Source organism: Pseudomonas sp. BCA17, from assembly GCF_004519405.1.
Classification (GTDB): Bacteria; Pseudomonadota; Gammaproteobacteria; order Pseudomonadales; family Pseudomonadaceae; genus Aquipseudomonas.
The window spans coordinates 752825-777160 of sequence record NZ_SGWI01000001.1 but is presented as its reverse complement, the minus strand read 5'-3'; the positions used below and the strand labels follow the sequence as shown (position 1 = coordinate 777160).

At 58.5% G+C, this 24336-nt stretch carries 23 protein-coding genes and 6 pseudogenes; 14 read left to right on the top strand and 15 right to left on the bottom strand.

Features of this window, described 5'->3' with window-relative positions:
- The first annotated feature begins 242 nt into the window (after positions 1–242).
- A complete protein-coding gene (locus EXW71_RS03435; RefSeq protein ID WP_134657581.1) occupies positions 243–446 on the top strand; it encodes a hypothetical protein in 204 nt (67 codons plus the stop codon).
- A 185-nt stretch (positions 447–631) separates the two neighbouring features.
- On the opposite strand, the gene EXW71_RS03430 is transcribed toward EXW71_RS03435, so the two are convergent.
- Complete coding sequence (locus tag EXW71_RS03430; RefSeq protein ID WP_167659628.1) at positions 632–829, bottom strand: superinfection immunity protein; 198 nt, start codon at positions 827–829, stop codon at positions 632–634.
- Between the two features lie 423 nt (positions 830–1252).
- Between EXW71_RS03430 and EXW71_RS03425 the strand changes: the two genes are divergently transcribed.
- Positions 1253–3106 carry an ABC transporter ATP-binding protein gene (locus EXW71_RS03425; protein ID WP_134657579.1) on the top strand — a complete coding sequence of 618 codons (1854 nt, stop codon included), beginning with the start codon at positions 1253–1255 and terminating at the stop codon, positions 3104–3106.
- Between the two features lie 136 nt (positions 3107–3242).
- A complete protein-coding gene (locus EXW71_RS03420; protein WP_123716306.1) occupies positions 3243–3701 on the top strand; it encodes an Hsp20 family protein in 459 nt (152 codons plus the stop codon).
- Positions 3702–3748: 47 nt separating this feature from the next.
- On the opposite strand, the pseudogene EXW71_RS03415 reads toward EXW71_RS03420, so the two are convergent.
- Positions 3749–4234 (bottom strand): annotated as a pseudogene (locus tag EXW71_RS03415) (cation:dicarboxylate symporter family transporter); the annotation flags it as partial.
- 175 nt (positions 4235–4409) lie between these two features.
- Here EXW71_RS03415 and EXW71_RS28965 point away from each other — a divergent pair.
- Entirely contained in the window at positions 4410–4610 is a 201-nt protein-coding gene (locus EXW71_RS28965; protein WP_305955825.1) for a hypothetical protein, read from the top strand.
- A 75-nt stretch (positions 4611–4685) separates the two neighbouring features.
- Here the strand turns inward: EXW71_RS28965 and EXW71_RS03405 are convergent, their stop codons facing one another.
- Entirely contained in the window at positions 4686–5336 is a 651-nt protein-coding gene (locus EXW71_RS03405) for a TetR/AcrR family transcriptional regulator (protein WP_123716305.1), read from the bottom strand.
- A 122-nt stretch (positions 5337–5458) separates the two neighbouring features.
- Between EXW71_RS03405 and EXW71_RS03400 the strand changes: the two genes are divergently transcribed.
- On the top strand, positions 5459–6676 hold the full coding sequence (locus EXW71_RS03400) for an MFS transporter (protein WP_134657578.1): 1218 nt from the start codon (positions 5459–5461) through the stop codon (positions 6674–6676).
- 37 nt (positions 6677–6713) lie between these two features.
- Here EXW71_RS03400 and EXW71_RS03395 read toward each other — a convergent pair whose 3' ends face one another.
- From EXW71_RS03395 to EXW71_RS03370, 6 genes and pseudogenes are all read right to left on the bottom strand, one after another.
- Positions 6714–7775, bottom strand: a complete 1062-nt coding sequence (locus tag EXW71_RS03395) for an SDR family oxidoreductase (protein ID WP_134657577.1) — start codon at positions 7773–7775, stop codon at positions 6714–6716.
- A 102-nt stretch (positions 7776–7877) separates the two neighbouring features.
- The gene (locus EXW71_RS03390) at positions 7878–8918 is read right to left on the bottom strand and encodes an alpha/beta fold hydrolase (protein ID WP_134657576.1); all 1041 of its coding nucleotides are present in this window, start codon (positions 8916–8918) and stop codon (positions 7878–7880) included.
- A 214-nt stretch (positions 8919–9132) separates the two neighbouring features.
- Complete coding sequence (locus EXW71_RS03385; RefSeq protein ID WP_134657575.1) at positions 9133–10056, bottom strand: hypothetical protein; 924 nt, start codon at positions 10054–10056, stop codon at positions 9133–9135.
- Positions 10057–10187: 131 nt separating this feature from the next.
- Positions 10188–10526 (bottom strand): DUF6124 family protein, encoded by a 339-nt coding sequence (locus EXW71_RS03380; protein WP_134657574.1) that lies wholly within the window; start codon positions 10524–10526, stop codon positions 10188–10190.
- A 376-nt stretch (positions 10527–10902) separates the two neighbouring features.
- Positions 10903–11187: pseudogene (locus tag EXW71_RS03375) on the bottom strand (GyrI-like domain-containing protein); the annotation flags it as partial.
- 172 nt (positions 11188–11359) lie between these two features.
- Complete coding sequence (locus EXW71_RS03370; RefSeq protein WP_372241321.1) at positions 11360–11539, bottom strand: hypothetical protein; 180 nt, start codon at positions 11537–11539, stop codon at positions 11360–11362.
- Here EXW71_RS03370 and EXW71_RS03365 point away from each other — a divergent pair.
- Positions 11463–11654, top strand: a pseudogene (locus EXW71_RS03365) (transposase domain-containing protein); the annotation flags it as partial. The gene EXW71_RS03370 and the pseudogene EXW71_RS03365 sit on opposite strands and share 77 nt — an antisense overlap.
- Positions 11655–11701: 47 nt before the next feature.
- Positions 11702–14356, top strand: a complete 2655-nt coding sequence (valS, locus tag EXW71_RS03360) for a valine--tRNA ligase (protein ID WP_256657071.1) — start codon at positions 11702–11704, stop codon at positions 14354–14356.
- A 394-nt stretch (positions 14357–14750) separates the two neighbouring features.
- On the opposite strand, the gene EXW71_RS28705 is transcribed toward valS, so the two are convergent.
- The 3 genes and pseudogenes from EXW71_RS28705 to EXW71_RS29335 form a co-directional block, all read right to left on the bottom strand.
- Complete coding sequence (locus EXW71_RS28705) at positions 14751–14897, bottom strand: hypothetical protein (protein WP_167659627.1); 147 nt, start codon at positions 14895–14897, stop codon at positions 14751–14753.
- Between the two features lie 68 nt (positions 14898–14965).
- Positions 14966–15040 (bottom strand): annotated as a pseudogene (locus EXW71_RS29340) (hypothetical protein); the annotation flags it as partial.
- Positions 15028–15282 (bottom strand): hypothetical protein, encoded by a 255-nt coding sequence (locus EXW71_RS29335; RefSeq protein WP_134657573.1) that lies wholly within the window; start codon positions 15280–15282, stop codon positions 15028–15030. The gene EXW71_RS29335 and the pseudogene EXW71_RS29340, both read right to left, overlap by 13 nt.
- A 557-nt stretch (positions 15283–15839) precedes the next feature.
- Here EXW71_RS29335 and EXW71_RS03345 point away from each other — a divergent pair.
- Positions 15840–17033, top strand: coding sequence for an IS4 family transposase (locus tag EXW71_RS03345; RefSeq protein ID WP_134657572.1), 1194 nt, complete (start codon positions 15840–15842; stop codon positions 17031–17033).
- Between the two features lie 69 nt (positions 17034–17102).
- Here EXW71_RS03345 and EXW71_RS03340 read toward each other — a convergent pair.
- Positions 17103–17383 (bottom strand): annotated as a pseudogene (locus EXW71_RS03340) (NAD-dependent dehydratase); the annotation flags it as partial.
- A 231-nt stretch (positions 17384–17614) separates the two neighbouring features.
- Between EXW71_RS03340 and EXW71_RS03335 the strand changes: the two are divergent.
- The 3 genes from EXW71_RS03335 (at position 17615) to EXW71_RS03325 (ending at position 19948) form a co-directional block, all read left to right on the top strand.
- On the top strand, positions 17615–18169 hold the full coding sequence (locus tag EXW71_RS03335; RefSeq protein ID WP_134657571.1) for a carboxymuconolactone decarboxylase family protein: 555 nt from the start codon (positions 17615–17617) through the stop codon (positions 18167–18169).
- A 57-nt stretch (positions 18170–18226) separates the two neighbouring features.
- Positions 18227–18949, top strand: a complete 723-nt coding sequence (locus tag EXW71_RS03330) for an SDR family oxidoreductase (RefSeq protein ID WP_134657570.1) — start codon at positions 18227–18229, stop codon at positions 18947–18949.
- 111 nt (positions 18950–19060) lie between these two features.
- The gene (locus EXW71_RS03325; protein ID WP_123718699.1) at positions 19061–19948 is read left to right on the top strand and encodes a LysR family transcriptional regulator; all 888 of its coding nucleotides are present in this window, start codon (positions 19061–19063) and stop codon (positions 19946–19948) included.
- A 36-nt stretch (positions 19949–19984) separates the two neighbouring features.
- Here the strand turns inward: EXW71_RS03325 and EXW71_RS03320 are convergent, their stop codons facing one another.
- Complete coding sequence (locus tag EXW71_RS03320) at positions 19985–20641, bottom strand: peroxiredoxin-like family protein (RefSeq protein ID WP_134657569.1); 657 nt, start codon at positions 20639–20641, stop codon at positions 19985–19987.
- Positions 20642–21018: 377 nt separating this feature from the next.
- Here EXW71_RS03320 and EXW71_RS29330 point away from each other — a divergent pair.
- The 3 genes and pseudogenes from EXW71_RS29330 to EXW71_RS29320 form a co-directional block, all read left to right on the top strand.
- Positions 21019–21780 (top strand): annotated as a pseudogene (locus tag EXW71_RS29330) (MCP four helix bundle domain-containing protein); the annotation flags it as partial.
- Positions 21775–22476: a methyl-accepting chemotaxis protein gene (locus EXW71_RS29325; RefSeq protein WP_372241317.1), complete on the top strand. Its 702-nt coding sequence runs from the start codon at positions 21775–21777 to the stop codon at positions 22474–22476. The pseudogene EXW71_RS29330 and the gene EXW71_RS29325, both read left to right, overlap by 6 nt.
- A gap of 24 nt (positions 22477–22500) precedes the next feature.
- Positions 22501–22638: a hypothetical protein gene (locus tag EXW71_RS29320; RefSeq protein WP_372241303.1), complete on the top strand. Its 138-nt coding sequence runs from the start codon at positions 22501–22503 to the stop codon at positions 22636–22638.
- Positions 22639–22723: 85 nt separating this feature from the next.
- Here EXW71_RS29320 and EXW71_RS03310 read toward each other — a convergent pair whose 3' ends face one another.
- Positions 22724–24139, bottom strand: a complete 1416-nt coding sequence (locus EXW71_RS03310) for a cytosine permease (RefSeq protein WP_134657568.1) — start codon at positions 24137–24139, stop codon at positions 22724–22726.
- Positions 24140–24336: the final 197 nt, after the last annotated feature.

The following is a 24336-nucleotide window of genomic DNA, read 5'->3' as shown; positions in this document are numbered from 1 at the left end:
ACTACAAAAGCCTGTTCCGCTGGGGAGGGCGGAAACCTACTTGAAGGTCGCTGCCCGTTTTGATGAAGCTAACGCTTTGCTTTGAGGAAATCGCTTGTGTGAAAAATTGCGGAATTTCGCCATCTCTTCGGTATAGGAATCAGTAATGGCCCCGCGCCACCGTTGGTCGGATCGCCAGTGGCGTAACTGAACGATTTTTCAAGGGCACCGCTCTATCTCCGCGGACATAATCAGGTGCTCAAATGCAACATCTAATGCGGCGTTCCGCTGTGCAAAACTGGGTTGAAATGTATGCCCAGGCTGTAAACGAAGAAGATATTGAGGATAAATATTTCAAATTGCTGAGGAGGGCCGACGATATGGAAAGCACCGGCCTCATCAATGGGAGAGAGTGGAGGAAGCTTGTTCGCCGAGCAGGCGTATTCCTCGCCAGCACAGCAGAGTGATCGAGTAGATGGAGCGCTGGCCGGCGCTCCTGTTCCCGGACATATCAACCTCAAACGTTATCTCGTCGGCAAGCTGCTGAATGCTCGGATGTTTTCTCCCCGCTGTGCATGCTGACGTTACTAACGCAAGCAGTGATGCACGATTGACCTGTGCGCCTTCAAAAAGCACCAACAAGCCATCACTTTCAATCCCTGCGCTTGAGTGCATTTGCGTCGTGCTGGCGCAGTTCGGCAAGCGCCCAACGATAGGCCTTGAACCAGCCGAATACGGTCCAACCCGCGAAGAGATTGACCTTGAGCAAGGCACGGGGGGGATTAGGGTGGAGGAGGGCGACGCAGACCGATGGATACATGTAGAGCAACACGGTACTGAGATAAAACAAGAAGCTGGCCGCCAACGCTATTGCCGAGTCCCCCGTACAGATCAGATAGCTGACGACGCATGTTGGGATAAGTACTGCCAGGCCAAATACCCTCATCGCCAGCTCTCCAGACCAGCCGCTTTAGGCCGCGGCTTTGAAAGCAGTGATATCACAATGCCTTGCCCTTGAACAGGTAGGCGCTTCAGCATCCTCAAAAGAAGTGGAGGCAGGCCCCCACGCACAACATCAGCTTGATGCATCGCGCCAGGGCACTCGGCGCGGTTCCTGAGCGGTTGATCCGGCCGGCGACGTTCAGCCCTGATTGCATGCGCGTCAGCTCACGGCACAAGCCTGCCATTGCGCTATTTCAGCGGAACATATGCAAACCCCGCAAAGTCTCCCTTAAATGCCAGAATCTCTGTCTGGAACATTTTGGAGAGCTTCATGCTGCGCACCTTTGAACAACGACTCGACCCTTTCCCGCCTGACGAGGTACCGCCGCCGCCGGAAGGCCTGGCGCGGTTCCTGTGGGCCTGCACGCGAGGTGCACGCGGTTATATCCTCGCGCTTGCTCTGCTCAGTGCCGGTGTGTCGATTTACGAGGCCTGGCTGTTTTCGTTTCTCGGTCAGGTTGTGGACCTGCTCTCGACCTGGCAAACCGGCGGCGAGGTGTCGGGGCAGGAGAGTCGAGTGGTGTGGGGCATCGGTATCGTATTGGTGACCAGCATCGGCTTGGTGGCCTTGCGCACGATGGTGCAGCACCAGGTTTTGGCGATCAATCTGCCGTTGCGGCTGCGCTGGGATTTTCACCGGTTGATGCTGCGCCAAAGCCTGTCTTTCTTCTCCGATGAGTTCTCCGGCCGAGTCACCACCAAGGTGATGCAGACCGCGCTGTCGGTGCGCGAGGTGCTGTTCACCCTGATCGAAATCGCTCCCGGTATTGGCGTGTACTTCATCGCGATCATTGCGTTGGCCGCCGGCTTTGACCCCAAGTTGATGCTGCCTTTCATTGCCTGGCTGGCGTTGTTCGGCCTTGCCATGGCGTACTTTGTGCCGCGCCTTGGCAAAGTCGGGCAGGAACAGGCCGATGCGCGCTCGTCCATGACCGGACGGATTTCGGACGCCTACACCAACATCACCACAGTGAAGCTGTTCTCTCACTCCAAGCGAGAAGCGCATTTTGCGCGCGCTGCGATGGAGGATTTCAAGCAGACCGGTTTTCGTCAGATGCGCTTGGTCAGCCAGTTCGAGATCGTCAACCAGGCTCTGGTGGTCGGGTTGATCATGGGGGCAGGCGGGTATGCGCTGTGGTTGTGGCACCAGGGTGAAGTCGGCACCGGTGCCGTGGCGGCCATTACGGCCATGGCATTGCGCATCAATGGCATGTCTCACTGGATCATGTGGCAAATGACTGCGTTGTTCGAGAACATCGGTACCGTGCAGGATGGCATGCAGACCCTGACCCGCGGCCCCAAGGTGCAGGATCTCCCCGACGCACCCACGCTCATCAGCGCAGCCGGTGAGGTGACCTTCGACAATGTGAACTTCAATTACAACGGCGAACGCCAGGTGCTCGACGGCTTGAACCTGACCATCCGCCCAGGGGAAAAGATCGGGCTGGTAGGGCGCTCCGGCGCCGGCAAGTCGACGCTCATCAACCTGCTGTTGCGCTTCTATGACGTGGACAAGGGGGCGATCCGCATCGATGGGCAAAACATTGCTCATGTCACACAGGAAAGCCTGCGCAGCGTGATCGGCATGGTCACTCAGGATACGTCCCTGCTGCACCGCTCGATTCGCGACAACATCGCCTATGGACGCCCCGACGCGACCGACGCGCAGATTCGCAGCGCCGCGGCCAGTGCCCAGGCCGATGAGTTCATCAGCCAACTCAGCGACAAACAGGGGCACTCTGGCTACGACACGCTGGTGGGCGAGCGGGGGATCAAACTCTCCGGCGGCCAGCGTCAACGCATCGCTATTGCCCGGGTCATGCTCAAAAACGCGCCGATCCTGCTGCTGGACGAGGCCACGAGTGCACTGGATTCAGAAGTCGAAGTCGCCATCCAGGAAAGCCTCGATGAAATGATGGAAGGCAAAACCGTGATTGCGATTGCCCATCGGTTGTCGACAATTGCGGCCATGGACAGGCTCATCGTCATGGACAACGGGCGCATCATCGAGCAGGGCACGCATGCCCAATTGCTCGAAAAAAATGGCACCTATGCGCGGCTCTGGCATCACCAGAGCGGCGGTTTCCTGGGAGAGGATCAAGGCGTGGTCGAGGGTGTGGAGTGAGGAAGGGCATTGGCGATCATGAAATTTTTTTCGCGCGTCGCTTGAAATTTTAAACCCTGAACCTACTTAGGTTTTACGCGACGCCGAATACGGGTCGCGTCTTAAATCACTTGGAGAAACCTCAGGAGATTTTGCAATGGCTGCTACTCTTTCGTTGGCCCCACTGTTCCGTCATTCCGTTGGTTTTGACCGTTTCAACGACCTTTTTGAATCGGCGCTTCGCAGCGAGGCCGGTACCACCTATCCACCCCACAACGTCGAAAAGCACGGTGATGACCATTACCGGATCGTCGTCGCGGCGGCTGGCCTTGTGGAGGATGACCTGGAGATCCAGGTAGAAAAAGGCGTGTTGACCGTCGCCGGTGGCAAGCGTGAACACAACAAAGGCATCACCTACCTGCACCAAGGCATCGCCCAGCGCGCGTTCCGCTTGTCGTTCCGCCTGGTCGATCATATTGAAGTGCAGGGTGCACAACTCGCCAACGGGTTGTTGAGCATAGACCTGCTCAGGGTGGTACCGGAGGAAGCGAAGCCGAAGCGCATTGCGATTGGCGGTGCTGCCAAGGCGGATGTGAAAACCATCAGCGAGCAGTAAGGCTGGAATGAATAGAGGCGCTCTTCGGAGCGCCTTTATTCTATCTGCTAAAAGGTTGGAGCCGGCTGTGCAGCCCGCACCTCACGCCCCTCCCATTTGGCAATCACCAACGGAGCCAACGCATTGCCCAACACGTTCAGCGCAGTCGTCGGCATTTCCATCAACCGATACACCCCGGCAATGAACGCAATGCCTTCCAGCGGCAACCCTGCGCTGGCCAAGGTGGCCGAGAGAATCACGAACATGAACCCCGGTACTCCGGCAGCGCCCTTGGAGGTGAGCACCATGGTCACCACCAACAAGGCCTGATCGCCCAGGCTCAGGTCGATGCCGTACAACTGGGCGACGAACAAGGTGCCGATGCCGAGGAACAGTGACGCGCCGTCAAGGTTGAACGAGTAACCCACCGGCACCACAAAGCTCACCAGCGAAGGCGGCACGCCGTAGGTTTCGAGTTTCTTCATCAGTTGCGGCATCACCGCCGCCGAGCTGGCGGTGGAGAAGGCCAGTACCCATTCATCCTTGATATGGCGCGCGCTCAATCTCTACTACTTCACGGATAAGCGCAGTATCCGCAAGCACTATGGCGAGCGCATCCGCTACACCGAGATTAATGGCCACGACAGGCAAGCTTTCCTTGACGCTGTAACTCAGGCCGGGGGGGTATAGCGGGATCAAGACGCGCCTGGATATTCCGATTGAGGGCGAATTGATTCGTGCCCTGCATCACCGGCGCTGCCAACGCCGCTGCGGGCCATCGCTCAAGCGGGTGCAGACGTTAACCATATCGACCAACAAGAGGCTGAGCGGTGCGGCGTGGCCCTACTGAATACGCCAGGCCCCAACGCGACAGCGGTCGCCGAATATGTCGTTGCCCGCCACTCGCAGGCATCGGCAATGCCCAACTGACACCGCATATCGCAGGTAACACGACGACGGCGATCCGTAAGGCTTCGCGGCAGATTGTCGACAAGATCCACGCGCTCAGCTTGGCTGCGAACCCCGATTAACCACAGGGGAGGCGATGGACGCGGCGATGTCCCAAGTCATCAGGAGTTGGCTGATCGCGGCGTCGAGGGTGGCGTGGGGCACGTTGTCCCGCGCGAGGATTGAAACCCCCTGCAAAAAGCTGTCAAACACACTCGCCATCACCGCAGGCTGAGTGTGTTGCGGCAACTGGCCGCTACGCACCGCGCGTTCCACACACGCCACGATCCCCGCTCGCGTGCGTAGGCGCGACTGGGTCAGCGCATCTGCCACCCGTGCATTTTCCGGGCTTGGCGCACTCATCACACCCAGCGCGACCATGCAGCCCTTGGGGTGTCCGTCTTCGCACTGCATGCGTACGGACTGACGCAGCGCGGTCTCGACGGCCTGGCGCGGTGGCAGGCTTTCGTCCCACAGGCATTCGGTGACTTGGGCGTAGGTCGTCAGATAGCGCTGCACGCACTCGTCGAACAATGCCTCCTTGGAACCGAACGCCGCATAGAAACTCGGCGCGGAGATTCCGCCGCCCAGGCCGGCCTTGAGCTGGGCCAGGGATGTGGCGTCGTAGCCGTGTTGCCAGAACAGGTGCAAGGCTTGTTCGACGGCGTGTTCACGGTCGAAGGTGCGGGGGCGGCCCATTTGCGCCATGTCAGGTCTCCGGTGGCAAAGTGAGATAAATACTAGTCGATACAGAAGTCGTTGACAACGCACGTCGGTCGCCTGCAACATTTATATCGATCAGTATCTAAGTCTCATCAAAGGAGTTTCCCGTGACCCCCTCACTCACCGCATCAGCCGCATCCGAGCGCTTGCCTATCGGCGCTTTGCTCGCCCTGGCCATGACTGGCTTCATCTGCATCGTCACCGAAACCCTGCCTGCCGGCCTGTTGCCGTTGATCAGCGACGGCCTCGCAATTTCACCGTCGATGGCTGGGCAGATGGTCACCGCCTACGCACTGGGTTCGGTGCTGGCGGTGATTCCCATGACGATTGCCACTCGTGGCTGGCGCCGACGTAATGTGTTGCTGCTGACCATTGTCGGTTTCCTGCTGTTCAACTCGATCACCGCACTGTCGTCCCACTTTGGCGTAACGTTGGTGGCGCGCTTCTTTGCCGGGGTGGCGGCGGGGTTGGCCTGGAGCCTGCTGGCCGGTTACGCGCGGCGTATGGTTGCGCCCCATCAACAGGGCAAGGCACTCGCGCTAGCGATGGTCGGCACGCCGATTGCGCTGTCGTTGGGTGTGCCGTTGGGCACCTGGCTCGGTGGCCTGCTGGGCTGGCGCACCACGTTCGGCCTGATGTCGGCGGTGAGTTTGGTGCTGATCGCATGGGTACTGCTGAAAGTCCCGGACTACGCGCCGCAGCCTGTCCATCAACGCGTGTCGCTGCGCAAGGTGCTGACCACGCCAGGCGTGCGCCCGGTGTTGGCGGTGGTGATCAGCTGGATGCTGGCGCACAACATTCTGTACACCTATATCGCACCGTTCGTGGCACCGGCGGGGTTGGCGGAGCGCGTCGACCTGGTGCTGCTGGTATTCGGGATTGCCGCGCTGGTGGGGATTTGGATCACGGCTAAATGGGTTGAGCGGTTATTGCGCAAGACCGTGTTGGCCAGCCTGGCGAGCTTTGCGCTCATCAGCCTGGTATTGGGCTTGCTGGGAAATGTGCCGCAGGTGATTTATCTCGGCGTGGCGGTATGGGGCTTGAGCTTTGGCGGCGCCGCGACTTTGCTGCAAACGGCCCTGGCGGATGCGGCGGGCGATGGCGCGGACGTGGCATTGTCACTGAACGTGGTGGCGTGGAACAGCGCGATTGCCGGCAGCGGTGTGGTGGGGGGCGTGTTGCTGGACACCTGGGGGGTGGCAGCGTTTCCGTGGGCGATGCTGGTGTTGATCGGCGTGGCGTTGGCGATCACGGCGGCGGCGCACGTCCATGGCTTCAAACCGGGAGCCCGCAGTGCCGGTAAACCCGCCGTGACCGGCCATTGAAAGACAAGCGGCCGCCAGTGAATGGCGGCCTGTTTCTTCAAGGGATCAATCGCGCTTCACGCAGCTGATCGAATACATCAAAAAACGCCTGGTCGCTGGCCTGGTAGGCGGTAAACCCCATCTTCCGGCTCTTGGACATATCGGTGACCACCTCGATCGGGCGTCCCAGGTCGGCATCGGTGTGCCAGGGCGAGACCAGGCGGCTGATGTCGGTTTCTTTCAACCCGTGTTTGGCTGCGATCTCGCTCCAGGCCGCCTGATCATCGGCCATCTGGCTTTCAAGCGGCGAGGGTTTGGCCGGGAACTCTGCGGGTACAAGGCCAAAATAATCGGCGATCTGCGCCCACATCCATTTCCAGCGAAACACATCGCCATTGGTGATGTTGAACGCCTGGTTGGCCGCCGCCGGCGTGGTGGCCGCCCATAGCTGTTGCTGGGCCAACTGACGCGCATCGGTCATGTCGGTGAGGCTGTCCCATTGCACGCGGGAACCGGGGAATACAAACGGGCGCCCGGTGTGCTTGCACACGCTGGCATAGACGGCGAGGGTGGTCGCCATGTTCATGGCATTGCCCACCGCCACGCCGGTGACGGTATGGGGGCGATGCACGCTCCAGGTGAAACCGTCCTTTTTCGCGGCGGCGAACACTTCGTCTTCCTGGGCGTAGTAGAAGTTTTCCACGTCCAGGCGGCCTTGGTCTTCGCGGAACGGCGTTTGCGGCAGGCTGCCCTTGCCGTAGTTTTCGAACGGCCCGAGGTAATGCTTCAAGCCGGTGACCAATGCCACATGTTGCACGCTTGCGGCGGGGCGCACGGCGTCCAGCACGTTGCGCACCATGGCCGCGTTGACACGGATGTTCTCGGCTTCGGTGGCCTGGCGTGACCAGGTGGTGATGAACACATGGGTGGGTTTCAAATCGGCCAGGGCCTGTTGCAGCGATGCCGGGTCCTGCAGGTCGGCGGCGACCGGAATCACGCCTGGCACTTTCGAGGGCTGACGGGACAGCGCTGCGACCTGCCACTGTTGGTCGAGCAGTAACTGGGTGATGGCGCTGCCAACGATACCGCTGGCCCCGACGACTAATGCGGTCATGGTCATAAAGTTCTCCCGAGGATGTAAGGTTTCTGAGCCTCTATGCGTGGGAGAGGTTCAACCTTATCCATGCGTCTCGCCCCAGGTGCTTTAAGGTCGATGCCGGAATCAATGTCGAAACGATTGGCGTAAAAACGCGCTGATCAGCCCCACCACCTGTTGCTGAATCACCGCCCTCGGCCGAGCGCCCTCACCATCGCGGCAGATCATGCCGTCGCCTGGCGAGCTCTCCTCAATCAATGCCATGCCGCCCGGCTTGCAGATCGACATAAAACTGAAGTGAGTGGCATCGGCGATCTCCACATAATCGGTGGTTGCTTCAGGCAGGTGCTTGACCATGGCGGCGGATTCGAGCTGCGGGTCCATATCCTCTGAAGGCACGCCGCCCGCAATCACCAGCGCCGGTACCGGCAGCGTCGCCAGGCTCGCGTCGGTGAAGCCGCGTGACAGGCCCAGGTCCAAGGACACTATGGCGGTGACGCGTTTGTCGCTCAAATCAGCGGCCAATCGAGCTTTGCCGGCTGGCGTACCGGCGGGGTTCATCGCCTGATAGCCGATGCAGCCGCCGAGCTTGGGGTGGGCGCTGCAGTCACGGCTGAACAGGTCGGGGTCGAAGCGCGCCCCGGCGATTTCCAGCACGGTCCAGCCGCCAAGGGAATGGCCCACGGCAGCGATCTGGCCAGTCGTGACCGCGCCAAATGCCTTCGGCTGAGCCAGTACCGCATCGATCACGCGGCTCAGGTCGGCCGGACGTAACCACAACTGCGCAGCGGTTTGCGGGTTGCGATCCTTGGTGGTGGTACCGGGGTGGTTGACCGCCGCGACGATGTACCCTTGATGCGCCAGTGCACTGGCCAGCCACACCTGCTTGCCCCAGTTACCGCCATAACCATGGGAGAGCACCACCAGCGGATGCTCACCGGCCGCCGGCGGGGCGTCGGGCACAGCGAGGGCACCGATGAACACCGCGTTGTCGGCGATCAGTGTGGGGGTGGCCGTGGTGGTGGCGGGGTACCAGACGGCCAGTTCGAGTGGCCGGTTGTTTTGTGCGTCGGGCAGGGTGACGGTCTTGAAACCGACGGGGTTTTCGGCGGCGAAGGCGGGCGCGGTCAGGCACAGCAGGAACAGGGCGCGCAGGGCGGTTTTCATTGGGGTTATCTTCCTTGATCTGGGGGGCGCATCATGACCTGAAAACCGGCCGCAATACATCCCCGGGCTGAGCAAAAAACTACCTGTTACTCCGGTGGAGATTCAGCCACAGAATGCGAGCCCACAAGCTGCACTGGAGTGATAACTTCATTGCAAACCTCAGGGCAGTTTATTCGACACCCTCTGCTCTCTAAATCGACTCGACCTGTCTGGTCTAGAGGGCTGTTTCTGGCCGATTGCTGGCTGTCTCGTCCGGCCGGGGGCCGACGCTGGCTTGCGCCCTGTCCGCCAGCCGTTGCACCCACTCGGCATCCTGGTGATTGACCACGGCGTAACGGTCCGGGGGGGAAAAGGCCCAGTGATGGGCAACCTCGACAAGACGCTTGAGTTCATCGGCAGACACCCAATACGGCGTGTCGACCAATGGCATCGGCGCGCCGCTGAAACGCCGGCCGAGAGGGAGGTTGGTGCCGGGGGCAAAGGCGATCGTCAGTTCCTGGCAGGGCTGCATTTGCTTGTCCGGCGGGGGCATTTTCCCAACCCGTCCATAGCTGAAGCTGCCCGGATATTCTTCCTTGAGCACCAGCCAGTGGCCCGCGGTCGTCCTGGCCAGGACCCATTGCGTCACACCGCTGTGTTGCACGCATTCAAGCTTGCCGTTTGCCCATTGCATGAGGGTGTTGCAGTCCGGATCATAATCGGAGGACCACAGGCTGGTGCCGGATACCAGGCTATGGTGCTCGAGCTCGGCCAACCCTTGGTCCGGCATGGATCGCCAGTAGCGTTTGGTCGGGTCGCGGGCATCGCGCAGGAAGTTGTGTAACCCCCATACAGCCATGAAGAGCAGCGTCGCGAGGGTAAGCCAGCCAAAGGAAGCTCCGACGATTCGGTCAATATCCAGGCCGGGAGCGAATAACGCGCGATAGAGCAACAGGCCCAGTAAAAACGCGATACCCGGCAGAACCGGGCCAACGCACAACGGCGGCACTAACACTTCGATCCAACTGAAGCGGTGCCTGGATGCGTGCTCCCGCGCCCAGGCTTGCTCCTGGGCGAGCATCGGCGCCTGTTCGCGTGGGGCAATGCCAGGGTCGGGTGTCTGAAAGCGCATGAACAGTGTGTAGGGGGTATCTCTCATGGATCACATCATGCTCTTGAGGCCGAAACGGGGACAGCCTTTAGAAGATCGTGCGCCGGCCATAGATGCAAGAGGTCGCCGGGTCTTTGTATAGGCTGAGGCGGGTCGGCGACCTTTGGTGGGCGAAGCGTCTAGCTGATGGCCGCCTCGCGCGTCATCAACTTATCCATCAGCAATACGCCCAACTCGCTGAGTTGGTGAATCGCCAACGCCACGTCCCGCTGTTTCCCCGTCAGTTCATCCGACAGGTCAAGCAACAACGCAGTCACTGAAGAAAAAGTTTCGTAGCTATTGGCCATCAGCACTTCAGTGTTGGCATCTTCAGCGACGCTGAACAGCGTCTTCGAAGGTGGAGGAGGCGGCTCTGGCCGTTCGGTGCTTGCGTTGAGGTAGTGATCAATTGCACGGTGCGCAGCCTGATTCAGTTTCAGGTCGGGACCGTTTGGAGGGTTGGGCGTGACTTTGAACATGTGTGTTGTACCTGTGTTAGGGCCAACACCTTTTCGCTACTAAACGAGAGGGTGGCGGCTGTACGCAGGTTAGTAGACCGGGGAAACACACAAAGCCGGCGCGCCCGAGGGCGCCCTGCGCACAGCCACCATCAAGTACAGACAAGAACATCTGATCGATGAGGCTCATGCACTTTATGTTGTCACGCGGGCTACTAAACCCGATCACTGAGTTGTCAGCGACCGGGCCACCTTAGAGACGCCCACTCAAGCGCACAAGCCGGCGGATTCTGACGCAACTGTAGGCAACGGAGCAAGGCGCCGAGGCTTCTTGCAGGGCTTGAGCGAAAAGGGGACGGGACATCCTTCAGAAATAGATTCGTCCCCTTTTCAAACACTATTTCAGCGGAACATAAACATCGGTCTGCCACTGATCCTGCGGCGTCGCGGGGTAGACGCTCAGGTAATGGAAGAACAGCGGATGGTCGCGAAGCTCCTCGCCACTGGCAGGCAACCAATCGCGATAAATCGGATAGATCGTTTCACCGATATGATCCGGCGACCCCACATGCCGCACCACCACGCATCGCCCACCCGGAATGACGCGTTCATGCACGCCAAACGCATTTGGCGCCACAGCCTCGTCAATCTCGCCACAGATGACAAAACGGAATTCCTCCGGCGATGGTTTGGCGTTTCGGAGACTTGAAGACACTTCTGGAGGGGCGGCCGGCGATATAGTCGCCTACAGCGAGGGCGCGCGTGCCTAGCCGGGTTTGCTCAAGGTGCAATTGGGCCACTTACCAAAAACCAGAAAACCCGCCAAAGCGGGCTTCTTCGCAGCTTAAATCACATCAAGCAACAGAAGGCGAATCAGACCAGCGCTTCTCAATCACCGCAAACACATCCGCCATATCCTGCACCATGATTCGGGCAGTATTGGCGACGGTATTGATATCGTGGTTGTTCGGCGGGTCGCTACGCAGCGGTAAGCGGGTAGCTGCGATCATGACCTTGATCCAGTCAGCCTGCATGAATAGGCATGATCCATCGGCTAACTTGAAAGACGTTCTGGCGCGACTGCCAACACAGCATGCAAGTTACGTTGCCGAACTGCTGCCGCATAAATGGATCCCGCAGGTAATGTAAATCGGGATGCATCCTCTTGGACGAACCGTCAGTTGCATCGAGCTACGATGGGTAAATGTCGATTAGGGGTTTACTTTTCAAAGGCGATTCAATATAAATTTTACCTCGGCGCACACTCACTGTTGTGCCCTTTGGAATTAACAGGAGGATGCTATGTCACCGTTAAACGTGATGATGTACTAAACGATCAAACTGTCACCCCCTCGCTCGAAAACCTTGAAACACGCTGGTCCCAACGTTGGCAGCTCGAAGGCACGTATGCCTTTGACCACACAGCCCAACGCGACGCTGTGTTCTCCATCGATACACCACCACCGACGGCCTCGGGTTCGTTGCATGTCGGTCATGTCTTCAGCTATACCCACACAGATATCATCGCTCGATTCCAGCGCATGCGAGGCAAGGCTGTGTTCTACCCCATGGGGTGGGACGACAACGGCTTGCCTACCGAACGCAGGGTCGAGAATTTCTATGGCGTACGTTGCGACTCGCTGGCAGCTTATCAGGCTGATTTCAGGCCACCTGAGCCCATTCCATCAAAGCGAGGTGACTTTACTGTCATAAGTAGGCGCAACTTCATCGAGTTGTGCCACGAACTGACGGCCATTGATGAGCAAGCATTCCGTGCACTCTTCGTGCAACTGGGTTTGTCCGTTGATTGGAGCCTTTCATATGCCACCATTGATGAGCGCTCCCAACGAGCGAGTCAGCGCGCTTTGCTTCGTAACTTTCAGCGTGGCGAACTTTATAGCCAGGAAGCCCCATGCCTGTGGGATGTGACGTTCCAGACCGCCGTAGCTCAAGCAGAGCTTGAAGAGCGCGAGGTCGCTGGTGCATATCACGAACTGAGCTTTGAGACGACTGATGGCGCCGCATTGAAGGTTGCTACCACTCGGCCCGAGCTACTGGTGGCATGCGTGGCGCTGGTGGCTCACCCGGACGACGTTCGTTATCAGGCGCGGTTCGGGCAAACCGTGCGCTCGCCGATTTTTGACGTGGACGTACCGCTGCTGGCGCATCCTTTGGGTGATCCTGACAAGGGCACCGGCGTGGTGATGGTTTGCACCTTTGGTGATCTTACCGATGTGATTTGGTGGCGGGAGTTGCAGTTGCCAACGCGGTCCATATTGGGAAAAGACGGGCGCCTGTTGCTTGAGATGCCCTCCTGGTTGACGACACCCCGCAGCCAACAGGCCTATGCAGACTTGGCCGGTCGTAATTTGTCCCAGGTTCGCACACAGCTCGTGTCGATGCTGCGCGACTGCGGCGCCATGCAAGATGAACCCCGACCTATTCAACACGCGGTAAAGTTTTTCGAGAAAGGCGACCGGCCTTTGGAAATTCTCGCCACTCGGCAATGGTACTTGCGTAATGGCGGACGCGACGCAAGCCTGCGGGACTTGTTGCTTGCCTCTGGCCAGACGCTGGACTGGCATCCGCCGCACATGCTCAGGCGTTACGAACATTGGGTAGGCGGTTTGAACGGTGATTGGCTAATCAGTCGTCAGCGCATGTTCGGTGTACCGATTCCGTTCTGGTATAGCCTGGATGCACAAGGTGAAGCGGACTACAGCGCGCCGATCATTGCCTGCGAGGACAGCCTGCCCGTTGATCCAAGTCTGGACACCCCGCCTGGGTATCGACCTGAGCAACGTGGTCAGCCCAATGGTTTTGTTGGCGAACAGGACATCATGGATACTTGGGCCACCAGCTCCCTGACGCCTCAGATCGCCGGAGGCTGGGGGGATGACGACGCGTTGTTCGCCAAGGTATACCCCATGGATCTCAGGCCCCAAGGTCACGACATAATCCGGACCTGGCTATTCTCGACTCTGGTGCGCAGCCATTTTGAACACGCTTGCGTGCCATGGCGTCATGTCGCGCTCTCTGGATGGATCCTTGATCCCGACCGTAAGAAAATGTCTAAGTCCAAGGGTAATGTGGTCACCCCTCAAGCCTTGCTCGACCAGTATGGAAGTGACGGTGTGCGCTACTGGGCAGCCTCTGGGAGGCTCGGCAGCGATACAGCCTTTGAAGAGCAGCAGATGAAGATCGGTCGCCGTTTGGCCGTGAAGTTGTTCAATCTATCAAGGTTGATTCAAGGCTTTGCAAAGGACGACAACGGGGATATCGATCAACCGCTGGATCAGGCCATGCTTAAACGCTTGTACGGCGTAGTTCAGGGCGCCACCTCCGCGCTGGAGGCGTACGACTATAGCGTGGCGTTGTCGCGTATCGAAGGGTTCTTCTGGTGGTTTTGCGACGACTATGTCGAATTGGTCAAGCGTCGCGCCTATCGACCAGAAGGCCATTCGGCCCGTAATGCTTTTGCACATGCACTGAGCGTGCAGCAGCGACTGCTTGCGCCATTTCTGCCATTTGTGTGTGAGGAAGTCTGGCAAACCTGGAAGTGCGGTTCAGTGCACAATGCGTCTTGGCCGCAAGGGGAGGATGTTTCTCCTGACGCGTCTATTGAAGGCTTATTAATGAGTGTTAGTGCCGTGCTATCTGCGATTCGCAAAGCAAAATCTGACGCCCGCCAATCCATGAAGGCTTCGATAGCACGTGTCGAACTGGTTGACAGGGCTGCGCAGCTTGAAATGATAAAAGGCATTCGCCAAGACTTGATCGAAGCAGGTCAGATTGAGGCTTTGGTGTTTATAGAGGGAACTGAGCAGCGGGTCAGTGTATGGCTGAAATGACGGAAAAACTGGAGGCAGGAAAAACTGGGCCTTGCCCGCTCGGTCATATTTTTGGCTGCCCGTCGATGGAAGAAATTGCGCATGGGCTCAAAAGGCGACATACGACCACTCTCGCTTAAAAGTCTTGATAAGCTTTTTTATGAGGACTTATGGGGGGCGCGAGTATCACGGCCGTTTTTGTCGATAAGTGACCATAGACGATATTTATTCCCATTAAGGGCAAAAGCGGGTTGACCAGTATTGATGGTGTTTTGACGGTCGGGATGGGGTCAAATCGATCAACTGAGGTCGACCTGATGAGTGTAGGTTGCGAGGGGTTGCCTCGGCCGGAGCTGGCCGAGGCAAAAACAGCTGGATGAAACAGGATTCTGCACGGGGTTAGGTAACTTGCAAATTAACCCTCTTCCCAGTGAACATAAGGAATAGTACAGCCATCATCTGCACGACATGGCTCAGTGAAAGGATTTTTGCCGGCAGCCGATGCATTAGCGCCGAAGCCAAGAGCTAACAAAGCGGAAAAAAAGACATAGCGCAGTTTCATAAGTCTCTCCCTGAGCGAAATTGCTCGTAACAATCCTAGAAGTAATCCAATAATTCGCAAACGCGTAACTGATCCTCGCAGAGCAGACACTCGATCCCAAGGGACATATCGTCGAGCCGTCCCGCCGCGTTCAACCTCGGACCGAAGTTGAGCAGCTACCCCCCACTTCCTCCAACCCTCGGACCGAGGATGTCCCCCCGGTGCCGCAGGCGATCAGCGGACCGTAGTCGCTACCGTGCTCCGCTTGCAGGCTAACCGGCGCGGGCGCGCCTTGGGCAACCTGGCTGGGAGGTTTGGACACATCGACCAGGTCGGCGGCGAAAGCAGCCGGCGAAGTACCCATGATCGCAACGAACAACAGGTCAAGCGTGGAAATTTTTTTCATCTTGTTCAGTCCTCTTGGTTTTTTAGGCCGAAATGCATTGATGATTCTCTATTTCATATTTTATATATCTTGAGTTGAACTTGCAGACTCTTACCTATTGAAATAGGTGTGGATTACATTCTGCGAACTTTTATTTTTAGGCAATAGTACAGATGTACTACTCAGTCGATCTGGGCGCTCAGGTCATCGCAAAATTTGTACAAACACAGTATTTATCTGACACCTGACATGAGGTGCCGTCGTCGGCCGCGCGACTCGGGAGTGCAAATATGGTGCGGAGCTAGTTATTTTTCTGAATCAACAAGTCTAAAGCTGACGTCTGCATCACATCATCGACAGGACCTTCAAGTTTTAAAGACTTACCTGTTTTGTTGTCTCTAATCAGCACGGTGGGTCTCGCTAAGAGTGAAGTAGGGTCAGACCACCATTATCGAAAACGTGGTCTGACCCTGAGGAATCCCCACAAAACTTCCTTGCAGCTCAGTCAGATAGCTTGAACTGGCCTGCATGAGTCGGGCAGTTGGGTAGTCGCCAAACAAACCAATCACCCGAGACTCATGCAGGCCGTACGATTCTTACACAAGGCATTTTCCCAAGCACTCCCCACTCTGCACCGCAAGCGCCTGAGCGCCCTGATGAGCTGCGTCAGCGCTTTGCTGTACGGGCGCCGTCTGACGCTGACCGATCTGGGCAGAGCTATGCCCAGCAGAGCTTACGTCAAGCATTCGATCAAACGTGTGGATCGCCTGCTCGGCAACGTTCAGTTGCAACATGAACGTCCGCTGTTCTACTGGAAAATACTCACGGCACTGATTGGCTCCTTGCGCCATCCCTTGATTTTGGTGGATTGGTCGCCGATCAATGCCGCTTCTGATCTTTACCTGCTGCGGGCGTCAATTCCGCTGGCTGGCCGAGCGCTCCCTATTTACGAGAGCGTGCATGATCGTGAAGGTTGCCCCGGGCAGCAGCGGCGGTTGCTCGATGCGCTTGAACTTATGCTTCCCGAGCAGTGCGTACCGATCCTGGTGACGGATGCCGGATTTCGTCGTCCCTGGTTCCAGGTCGTCGAAGCCAAAGGTTGGTATTACGTGGGACGTGTGCGCAATCGTGATCTTTATCGTAACGAGCAAGGTCAATGGCAACCTATAAAGCAGCTCTACCGGCAGACAACATCGACTGCACGTTCGCTTGGCCAAATTGAGATGACGCGTAGCGCACCGTACCGGGTTGCGCTGTACGGCATTCACCAACCGCTCAAGGGGAGAAAACATCGGCGAGTGACGGGTAGCATCGCGCGCAGCAAACTCAGCCGACAGAACGCTCGCCGTGAACAAGAACCCTGGCTGCTCGCCAGCAATTTGCCGCAACCGCAATGGATGGCTCGGAAAATTGTCGGTATTTACCGCAAGCGGATGCAGATTGAGGAAGGTTTTCGGGACATGAAGAGTCTGCGTTTCGGCTTTGCCTTTAACCTGCATCGAACGCGCTGCCCACGGCGTATCGAGATCCTGCTGCTGATCGCCGCGTTGGCCTGTTATGCACTGTATCTGGCCGGTCTTGAGGCTCGAACGACAGGTCGGTCACGTCACTTCCAGAGCAACAGCGTCAGGCATAAACCGGTGCTCTCACTCTGGCGTCTTGGTCTCGAATACTTGAGATGTTCCACCACCGGATTGTCCTGCTCGAAATTAGCGGATATGGAGCTATTGCTGCGCGATGAAGTGCACCGGCAAGCTCAGAGACTGGAGTAGATTTGTGGGGATTCCTCAGGGTCAGACCACGTTTTCGATAATGGTGGTCTGACCCTACTTCACTCCAAAGCCAAAATAATCGGCGATCTGCGCCCACATCCATTTCCAGCGAATACATCGCCATTGGTGACGTTGAACGCCTGGTTGGCCGCCGCCGGCGTGGTGGCCGCCCATAGCTGTTGCCGGGCCAACTGACGCACATCGGTCATGTCGGTTAGGCTGTCCCATTGCACGTGGGAACCGGGGAATACAAACGGGCGTGCGGTGTGCTTGCACACGCTGGCATAGACGGCGAGGGTGGTCGCCATATTCATGGCATTGCCCACCGCCACGCCGGTGACGGCATGGGGGCTCGCCGCTACTACAGGTGACCGCCGCGCTCATGGCGTCGCAAGCGAGGCAGTTTCAGCCTGCGCTTGAGGTTCCTGCTGACAGAGCTTTTTCACCGCCGGCCAGTCAACGCAGTTCGGCTTTATTCCTGAAGAGCATGAGTGATATGCCCGAACCCTGCGTTCCGCAGCCCGGCCAAGAGCAGCAAGATAGCCCCAGCACTCTTGCTGACCCACTCAAGGAAACCTGCGATGACTACTTTCACTCGTTACACCATCGAAACCGCCCCTGTTGCTTCCAAGCCCATTCTGGAAGCCGTGCAGAGTGCCTTCGGCTTCGTTCCCAACCTGCAAGGCAACATGGCTGAATCGCCCGAGCTGCTGGCCGGTTACAGCCAACTCTGGGACCTGTTCGGCAAGAGCACGCTGACGCCGCACGAACAACAAGTGGTGTACCTGACCTCCAACTTCGAAAATAACTGCCACTACTGCATGGCAGGCCATACTACCCTGGCCAAGATGATCGAAATGGCGCCCGAGGTCATTGCAGCACTGCGCGCCGGTAGCGTGATCCCGGATGCCCGGTTGGAAGCCTTGCATGTGTTCACCACCGCCGTCGTGCGTGATCGCGGCTTCGTCGACGACGCCGGTATCGAAGCCTTCCTGGCTGCGGGGTTCACTCGTCGTAACGTACTGGAGGTCGTACTGGGCGTCGCCACCAAGGTCATGAGCAACTACACCAACCATTTGGTACACACCCAGCTGGATCCGTTCATGAAAGGCAACGAATGGACCAAGCCTGTCTGATACCTGTCTTTGGCCTAACTCGACCAGCCTCTGCACGGGCTGGTCCCAGGAGCATTCATGCACAAGCGAACCTTTTTGATTACCGGTGCCAGCAAGGGCATCGGCCTGGCGCTGGCGCAGGCGCTGGCAAACGCGGGTCACCACGTCGTGGGCATCGCCCGGCACACCGAGGGTGTCGACTTCCCTGGCACCTTGGTACCGGTCGACCTGGGTGATCGCCAAGCGACTGAACAGGCCTTGGCGACGTTAGCCCGGCAATACGCCTTCGATGGGTTGGTGAATAACGTCGGCCTGGTTCGCCCGCAACTGCTGGGCGAAGTGGATCTGGACGATTTCGATGCCGTGATGCGGGTCAATTTGCATTCGGCGCTTCAGGCCACTCAGGCACTGCTGCCCGGCATGCGCGCGCGTCACTGGGGCCGAGTCGTCAACATCTCTAGCCTGACGGTGCTGGGTATCACCCATCGCACCGCCTATGCCGCCGCCAAGGCTGCGCTCATCAGCTTTACTCGATCATGGGCGCTCGAACTGGCCACCACCGGTATCACCGTCAACGCCGTTGCGCCGGGGCCTACCGAGACCGAGCTGTTCCGTGCGAACAACCCACCCGGCAGCGAAGGTGAAGCGCGCTACCTCTCAGGCGTTCCTCTGGGGCGATTTGGTCAACCCGAGGAGATCGCGGCGGCCATCGCCTTCCTGTTGTCCGAAAGCAGCGGTTTCATTACTGGCCAGACGCTGTTCGTCGATGGCGGAGCATCAATCGGCAAAGCTGCGTTCTAGAGAAGGTTGCTTTGCGCACGACTTGTTGAGATAAACCACCCGCCGCGAGTGAAGCCCCTGCTTCGCTCGCTTTTTTTGCTATGAATTTTTAACTGTTTCAGGCGAACCACTATGGATCGATTGGCGGCAATGGAAACCTTTGTCAGCGTGCTCGAATCAGGGTCGTTTTCTGCGGCCGCGCGGCGGCTCAACCTCGGCCAGCCAGCCGTATCGAAAACCATCGCACAGCTGGAGGAGCACCTTGGCGTGCGGCTATTGCTGCGTTCTACTCGCGGGCTTACACCCACTGAAGCCGGTACCGCCTACTACGAACGTGCCAAGCGTGCCATCGAGGAGGCCCACGAAGCCGATCTCGCGGCACGCGGTGCGGGCAGTGGGCTGCATGGCACTCTGCGCGTCTGTGCGGCGGTGACCTTCGCGCGTCTGCATGTGGTGCCGCACCTGGGAGCGTTCCTCGATGCGCACCCTGATCTGAATATCGACATCGTCCTGGATGACCGCACCGTCAATCTCGTCGAAGAAGGCATCGATGTTGCCTTGCGCATGGGGACGTTGGTCGACTCAAACCTGGTCGCCCGCAAGATCGGTGAATGTCAGCGGTTGGTACTGGCCACTCCTGCCTACGTACAAGCCCATGGCGCGCCTGCCAATCCTACTGATCTGGCGCACCACCAGGCGGTGATTTTCGCCCAGGCCGGGGGCGGCGAACACTGGGCCTTCAAACAAGGCAGCACGGTGCAGTCGGTGACGGTCAACGGGCGGGTACGGGTCAGCGCGGCTGAGGGTGTGCGCGCGGCGGTGCTGGGGCATCTGGGCGTGGCCTTGACGTCCCAGTGGATGTTCGCGGCAGAGTTGGCCAGTGGCGAAGTGGTGCCATTGCTGGAGGAGTGGCAATTGCCGCCACTGGATCTGTGGGCGGTATTCCCTACCGGACGCCTGGCCAGCGCCAAGGCGCGGGCCTTCGTTGACTTCGTCGAGGGGTTGATGAGTCGGCAGTAAGCAAGGCCGTTCGAAAGCGGCCTTGCGGGGGCATTATCAACCGCGTAGTGCAGGCAGCAACTCCGTGGGCTCTGGACGCAACGTGTAGTCTGGATTGACCTCCGCATACAGAATGATGCCGTCCTGGCCGATGACGAAGCGGCCCGGCATCGGCAAGGTCCAACTCTGGTCACCATTGATGACCGGCAAGTTGTTGCCCAGGCTCAGATAAAGCTCAGCCAGGTAGTCCGGCAGCTTGAAACGCAGCCCGAAGGCGGCCGCTACTTCATTGCCGCTGTCACTGAGGATGGGAAACCCAAGGCCGTTCTCGCGTTGCGATTTACGGCTGTTGGCCTGGGTCTGCGGCGAGATCGCGACCAGGCTGGCACTGCGTTCCTGAAAGGCTGGCAGTGCCTGCTCCAGTGCTCGCAGCTCCATGTTGCAATACGGGCACCACACGCCGCGATAGAAGCTGACCACCAGCGGGCCGCGTGCCAGCAATTCAGTCGAAGACACCAGGTTGCCGTGAGCATCAGGCAGGCTGAACATCGGTGCCACATCGCCGGCCTTGAGTGCGCGTTCGGCGAGACCACTGGCGATCAGTTCGGCAGTGGCGCGGTGCATCACCGCGTGAACAGGCGCGGGGGCGTTGTAAGGAGGCTTGCCGGCAACGAAGTCGGCCTTGAAAGCGTCCAGTTCGGCTTGAAGGGTCATGAGTGTTTCCTCGATGGTTTGATGTGTCGGGACTCATGATCGCTACGTCGCTGCTCACCGAGTAGAGCGCTGGCCAGCATAGTAAATATGCCCATCAGGAATGCACTTCGCGAAAAGATTGGGCTCAGGCCACGATTTTCAATGACGTGATCTGTTTCCAGGTAGCTGAACGATAACTCCGTCCCACAGACCGAGCGCGTTATAGCCCCCACTGAGCAAGAACGTCCTCACCTCAGTCCGCCAAACATAGCCCCAAACCATAGTTTTCCCATTTGCGCCTAACCATCGCTCCTCGCGCTACCACCACCCTCAAACTTTCCAACGCCAAGTCGATACAGTGTTGAGCGACTCCATATCCGTCCTAAAAGGAATCTCGCATGCGCCTCAGAAATCTCAACGTGGCCCCACGCGCTGCGCTTTTTTTCGCGTTAATTATTGTGCTGGTCTTTGTGCAGGGCGTATTCGCGGTCATGCAGATGGGCAAGCTGAAGGATTCCGAAAAGGACGTCGAACTCAACTGGATGGCCAGCGTCCGACAAACGGCATTGATGAACAGCACGGTCCTGCGCTTGAGGCTTGAAACGCAGCGTGGTCTGGCTGACCCCATGTCGATTCAAAGAACTCTTGAAGCCTTCCCGGGTTACCGTAAGGCGTTCACCGAGGCCGTGGCGAATTACGAGCCTCTGGTTGGGGACGATAAAGAACGTTCGTTATACACGGCGGTGAAAACCAGCGCCGATACGTACATCCGCCAATTGGATCTGCTAGAGCCACTGATGCGGCAGGGTGATCTGGAGGGAGCGGTCGGCCTGGTGAGGAGTGGCATTCGGCCCCTGACTGATGCGATGGAGACGCAGATCAATGCGTTAACCACCTATAACAACGATGGCGCAGCGGAGGCCGGGTTGTATGCCAGCAGTGTCTATAACAATGGGTTTTGGCTGATCGTGGGGCTTATTGCCGGCGTTATCGTGCTGACGGTGGGATTGGCCCTGTTGCTGACCCGAAGCATCACGTCGCCAATCAATGATGCCTTGACGGTTGCGGAGCGTATCGCCGGCAGTGATCTGTCCAAGGAGGTCCTGGTCAGCGGCACGGATGAGGCCGGGCGCTTGTTGAAGGCGCTCGCGCAGATGCAGGCGAACCTTCGCAGCACCATCATGCAGATTTCCGATTCGTCCACCCAGTTGGCGTCTGCGTCGGAGGAGATGACGGCGGTCACGGAGGAGTCGAGCCGGGGCTTGGTGGCGCAGAACGATGAGGTCAATCAGGCGGCAACGGCGGTCACCGAAATGAGCGCGGCCGTGGATGAGGTCGCGCGTAATGCGGAGTCGGCTTCCGAAGAGTCCAAGCGTACCCAGGGTTATACCGAGGTCGGTTTGGCGCGTGTGGCGCAGACACTGCAGTCCATTCAGAAGCTCAACGGTAACGTTGAAAATACCAGTGAACAGATTCAAGGGTTGTCCGATCGTGCGCAGAGCATCACTAAAGTAGTGGATGTGATTCGGGCGATTGCAGAGCAAACCAACCTGTTGGCCTTGAACGCCGCGATCGAGGCCGCAAGAGCCGGCGAGCAAGGTCGAGGTTTTGCGGTGGTTGCTGACGAAGTCAGGGCACTGGCCCATCGCACCCAGGTGTCGACCCAGGAAATTGAGCAAATGATCGCTGGCATCCAGAACGATTCTGACCTGGCAGTGAAGGCGATGAACACGAGCAAGGACCTGGCGACCGAATCACTCGGCGTTGCCCAGGAGGCCAGCACCTCGCTGGATCAGATTTCCACGGCGATTGTGCAGATCAATGAACGTAACCTGTTGATCGCGACGGCCTCTTAAGAACAGTCGCATGTCGCGCGTGAAGTGGACCGCAATCTGGTCAGTATCCGCGAGTTGGCCGCCCAGAGTGCTGCGGGTGCGAGCCAGACCGCCAGTGCCTGCGGTGAAATGTCAAAACTGGCGGTTAACCTGAATCAGTTGGTCAATCGCTTTGTAGTGTGATGAGGTTTTTTGAATAGGGTGTAAGCAGGCTCGGCGATAGGTGATCTATCGCCAAGCCTGTGGCCTCTCAGAACGAACGGTTCACTCAAACCCCGCCGACCAACTTGCCTCCATCCATCCGACGCTTATAAGCGCTGTCCCGACTCGCCAACCAGAAATACAACGGCGACGTCACCACCAACCCCACCACCCAGGACAAGTCCGCTCCATTGATGTGCTCGGAAATCGGGCCCACATACAGCGGTGTATTCATGAACGGAATCTGCACTGCAATCCCCACCGCATACGCCAGCAGCGCCTGTGGGTTGTACTTGCCGTAGATGCCGCCGTCCACGCGGAAGATCGACGCGATGTCGTACTTGCCCTTATGGATCGCATAGAAGTCGATCAGGTTGATCGCCGTCCACGGCACCAGCACCACCAGCAGCACCAGTACCATGTCGACGAAGTGGCCGATGAAGTCTTTCGAGGCGAATACCGCGGCAATCGCACACGCGGCCAGCACCAACGTCGAGATCACGGCGCGGCTTTTCGCGGTGGGTATCCAGCGGTAAGCAAACGTCTGGATCAGGGTGATGATCGACAGCACCGCGCCGTACAGGTTGAGAGCGTTGTGGCTGATGACGCTGAGCAGGAACAGTACCAGCATCAATGGGCCGATGGCACCGGTGGCGAGTTTGACGGCGTCCATGGTGTCCATGCCTACCGGGGTGGCGAGCACGGCGACGGCGCCGAAGATGAAGGCCAGGCTGGAGCCCAGAGCGGAGCCCAGGTAGGTGGTCCAGAAGGTGGCGGCCACGGGCACGTCGGCCGGCAGGTAGCGGGAGTAGTCGGACACGTAGGGCGCAAAAGCGATCTGCCACAACGCCGCCAGCGACACGGTGGCCAGCCAGCCGGAGATGTTGAATTCGCCACGGGTCAGAAAGTCTGTGGTCTGTACGTGGGTGAAGATGTAGCCAAAGCCCAGCACGATGCCGGCGCCGAGTACCCAGGTGCCGATGCGGTTGAGTACGTGGATGAAGCGATAGCCGATGATGCCGATAATGCCGGAACCCACGGCGCCGATCACGATACCCACCGGTACGGGCACGCTGTCGACCACGCCGTGCAGCGATTTACCCGCCAGCACGATGTTGGAGGCGAAGAAACCGACGTACATGACCCCGGCGATCACCACCACCAGCAGCGCGCCGAGCGAGCCGAACTGGGCGCGGCTCTGGATCATTTGCGGGATGCCCATTTGCGGGCCCTGGGCCGAGTGCAAGGCCATCAACACACCGCCGACCAGGTGGCCGACGAGGATGGCGACGATGCCCCACAACAGGTTCAGGTGAAACAGCTGTACGCCGAGTGCACCCGTGACGATCGGCAACGGCGCGATGTTGCCGCCGAACCAGAGGGTGAACAGGTCTCTTACCTTTCCGTGGCGATCTTCCGGGGGCACGTATCCAATCGTGTGTTTTTCGATAAGCGGGGCGGAGGATGTTGCAGTGGTGACCATGATGAGCTCCAAGGCAAGGTGAGTACGTTGACGTACTTCGAAGTGCGCCGCAGCGAGGGCGCTTTCTTTGTTGTTGGAGTGATCATCTGTAATGGGCGTTGGGAGGTAAATTAGTAAGTTTGTTGCTATAGACCTTAAAAAATATAGCTCGCGGCGGATTCTGCTCCGGTATGTTGCATGCACGTGAATCCTTGTAA

Bases quoted from the DNA above. Each gene is read 5' to 3' on its own strand.
- EXW71_RS03435 (WP_134657581.1), top strand. From the start codon at position 243: ATGCAACATCTAATGCGGCGTTCCGCTGTGCAAAACTGGGTTGAAATG.
- EXW71_RS03425 (WP_134657579.1), top strand. From the start codon at position 1,253: ATGCTGCGCACCTTTGAACAACGACTCGACCCTTTCCCGCCTGACGAG.
- EXW71_RS03420 (WP_123716306.1), top strand. From the start codon at position 3,243: ATGGCTGCTACTCTTTCGTTGGCCCCACTGTTCCGTCATTCCGTTGGT.
- EXW71_RS03405 (WP_123716305.1), bottom strand. From the start codon at position 5,336: ATGGCGCAAATGGGCCGCCCCCGCACCTTCGACCGTGAACACGCCGTC.
- EXW71_RS03395 (WP_134657577.1), bottom strand. From the start codon at position 7,775: ATGACCATGACCGCATTAGTCGTCGGGGCCAGCGGTATCGTTGGCAGC.
- EXW71_RS03390 (WP_134657576.1), bottom strand. From the start codon at position 8,918: ATGAAAACCGCCCTGCGCGCCCTGTTCCTGCTGTGCCTGACCGCGCCC.
- EXW71_RS03385 (WP_134657575.1), bottom strand. From the start codon at position 10,056: ATGAGAGATACCCCCTACACACTGTTCATGCGCTTTCAGACACCCGAC.
- EXW71_RS03380 (WP_134657574.1), bottom strand. From the start codon at position 10,526: ATGTTCAAAGTCACGCCCAACCCTCCAAACGGTCCCGACCTGAAACTG.
- EXW71_RS03370 (WP_372241321.1), bottom strand. From the start codon at position 11,539: ATGCAGGCTGACTGGATCAAGGTCATGATCGCAGCTACCCGCTTACCG.
- valS (WP_256657071.1), top strand. From the start codon at position 11,702: ATGGGTAAATGTCGATTAGGGGTTTACTTTTCAAAGGCGATTCAATAT.
- EXW71_RS28705 (WP_167659627.1), bottom strand. From the start codon at position 14,897: ATGAAACTGCGCTATGTCTTTTTTTCCGCTTTGTTAGCTCTTGGCTTC.
- EXW71_RS29335 (WP_134657573.1), bottom strand. From the start codon at position 15,282: ATGAAAAAAATTTCCACGCTTGACCTGTTGTTCGTTGCGATCATGGGT.
- EXW71_RS03345 (WP_134657572.1), top strand. From the start codon at position 15,840: ATGCAGGCCGTACGATTCTTACACAAGGCATTTTCCCAAGCACTCCCC.
- EXW71_RS03335 (WP_134657571.1), top strand. From the start codon at position 17,615: ATGACTACTTTCACTCGTTACACCATCGAAACCGCCCCTGTTGCTTCC.
- EXW71_RS03330 (WP_134657570.1), top strand. From the start codon at position 18,227: ATGCACAAGCGAACCTTTTTGATTACCGGTGCCAGCAAGGGCATCGGC.
- EXW71_RS03325 (WP_123718699.1), top strand. From the start codon at position 19,061: ATGGATCGATTGGCGGCAATGGAAACCTTTGTCAGCGTGCTCGAATCA.
- EXW71_RS03320 (WP_134657569.1), bottom strand. From the start codon at position 20,641: ATGACCCTTCAAGCCGAACTGGACGCTTTCAAGGCCGACTTCGTTGCC.
- EXW71_RS29325 (WP_372241317.1), top strand. From the start codon at position 21,775: ATGCAGGCGAACCTTCGCAGCACCATCATGCAGATTTCCGATTCGTCC.
- EXW71_RS03310 (WP_134657568.1), bottom strand. From the start codon at position 24,139: ATGGTCACCACTGCAACATCCTCCGCCCCGCTTATCGAAAAACACACG.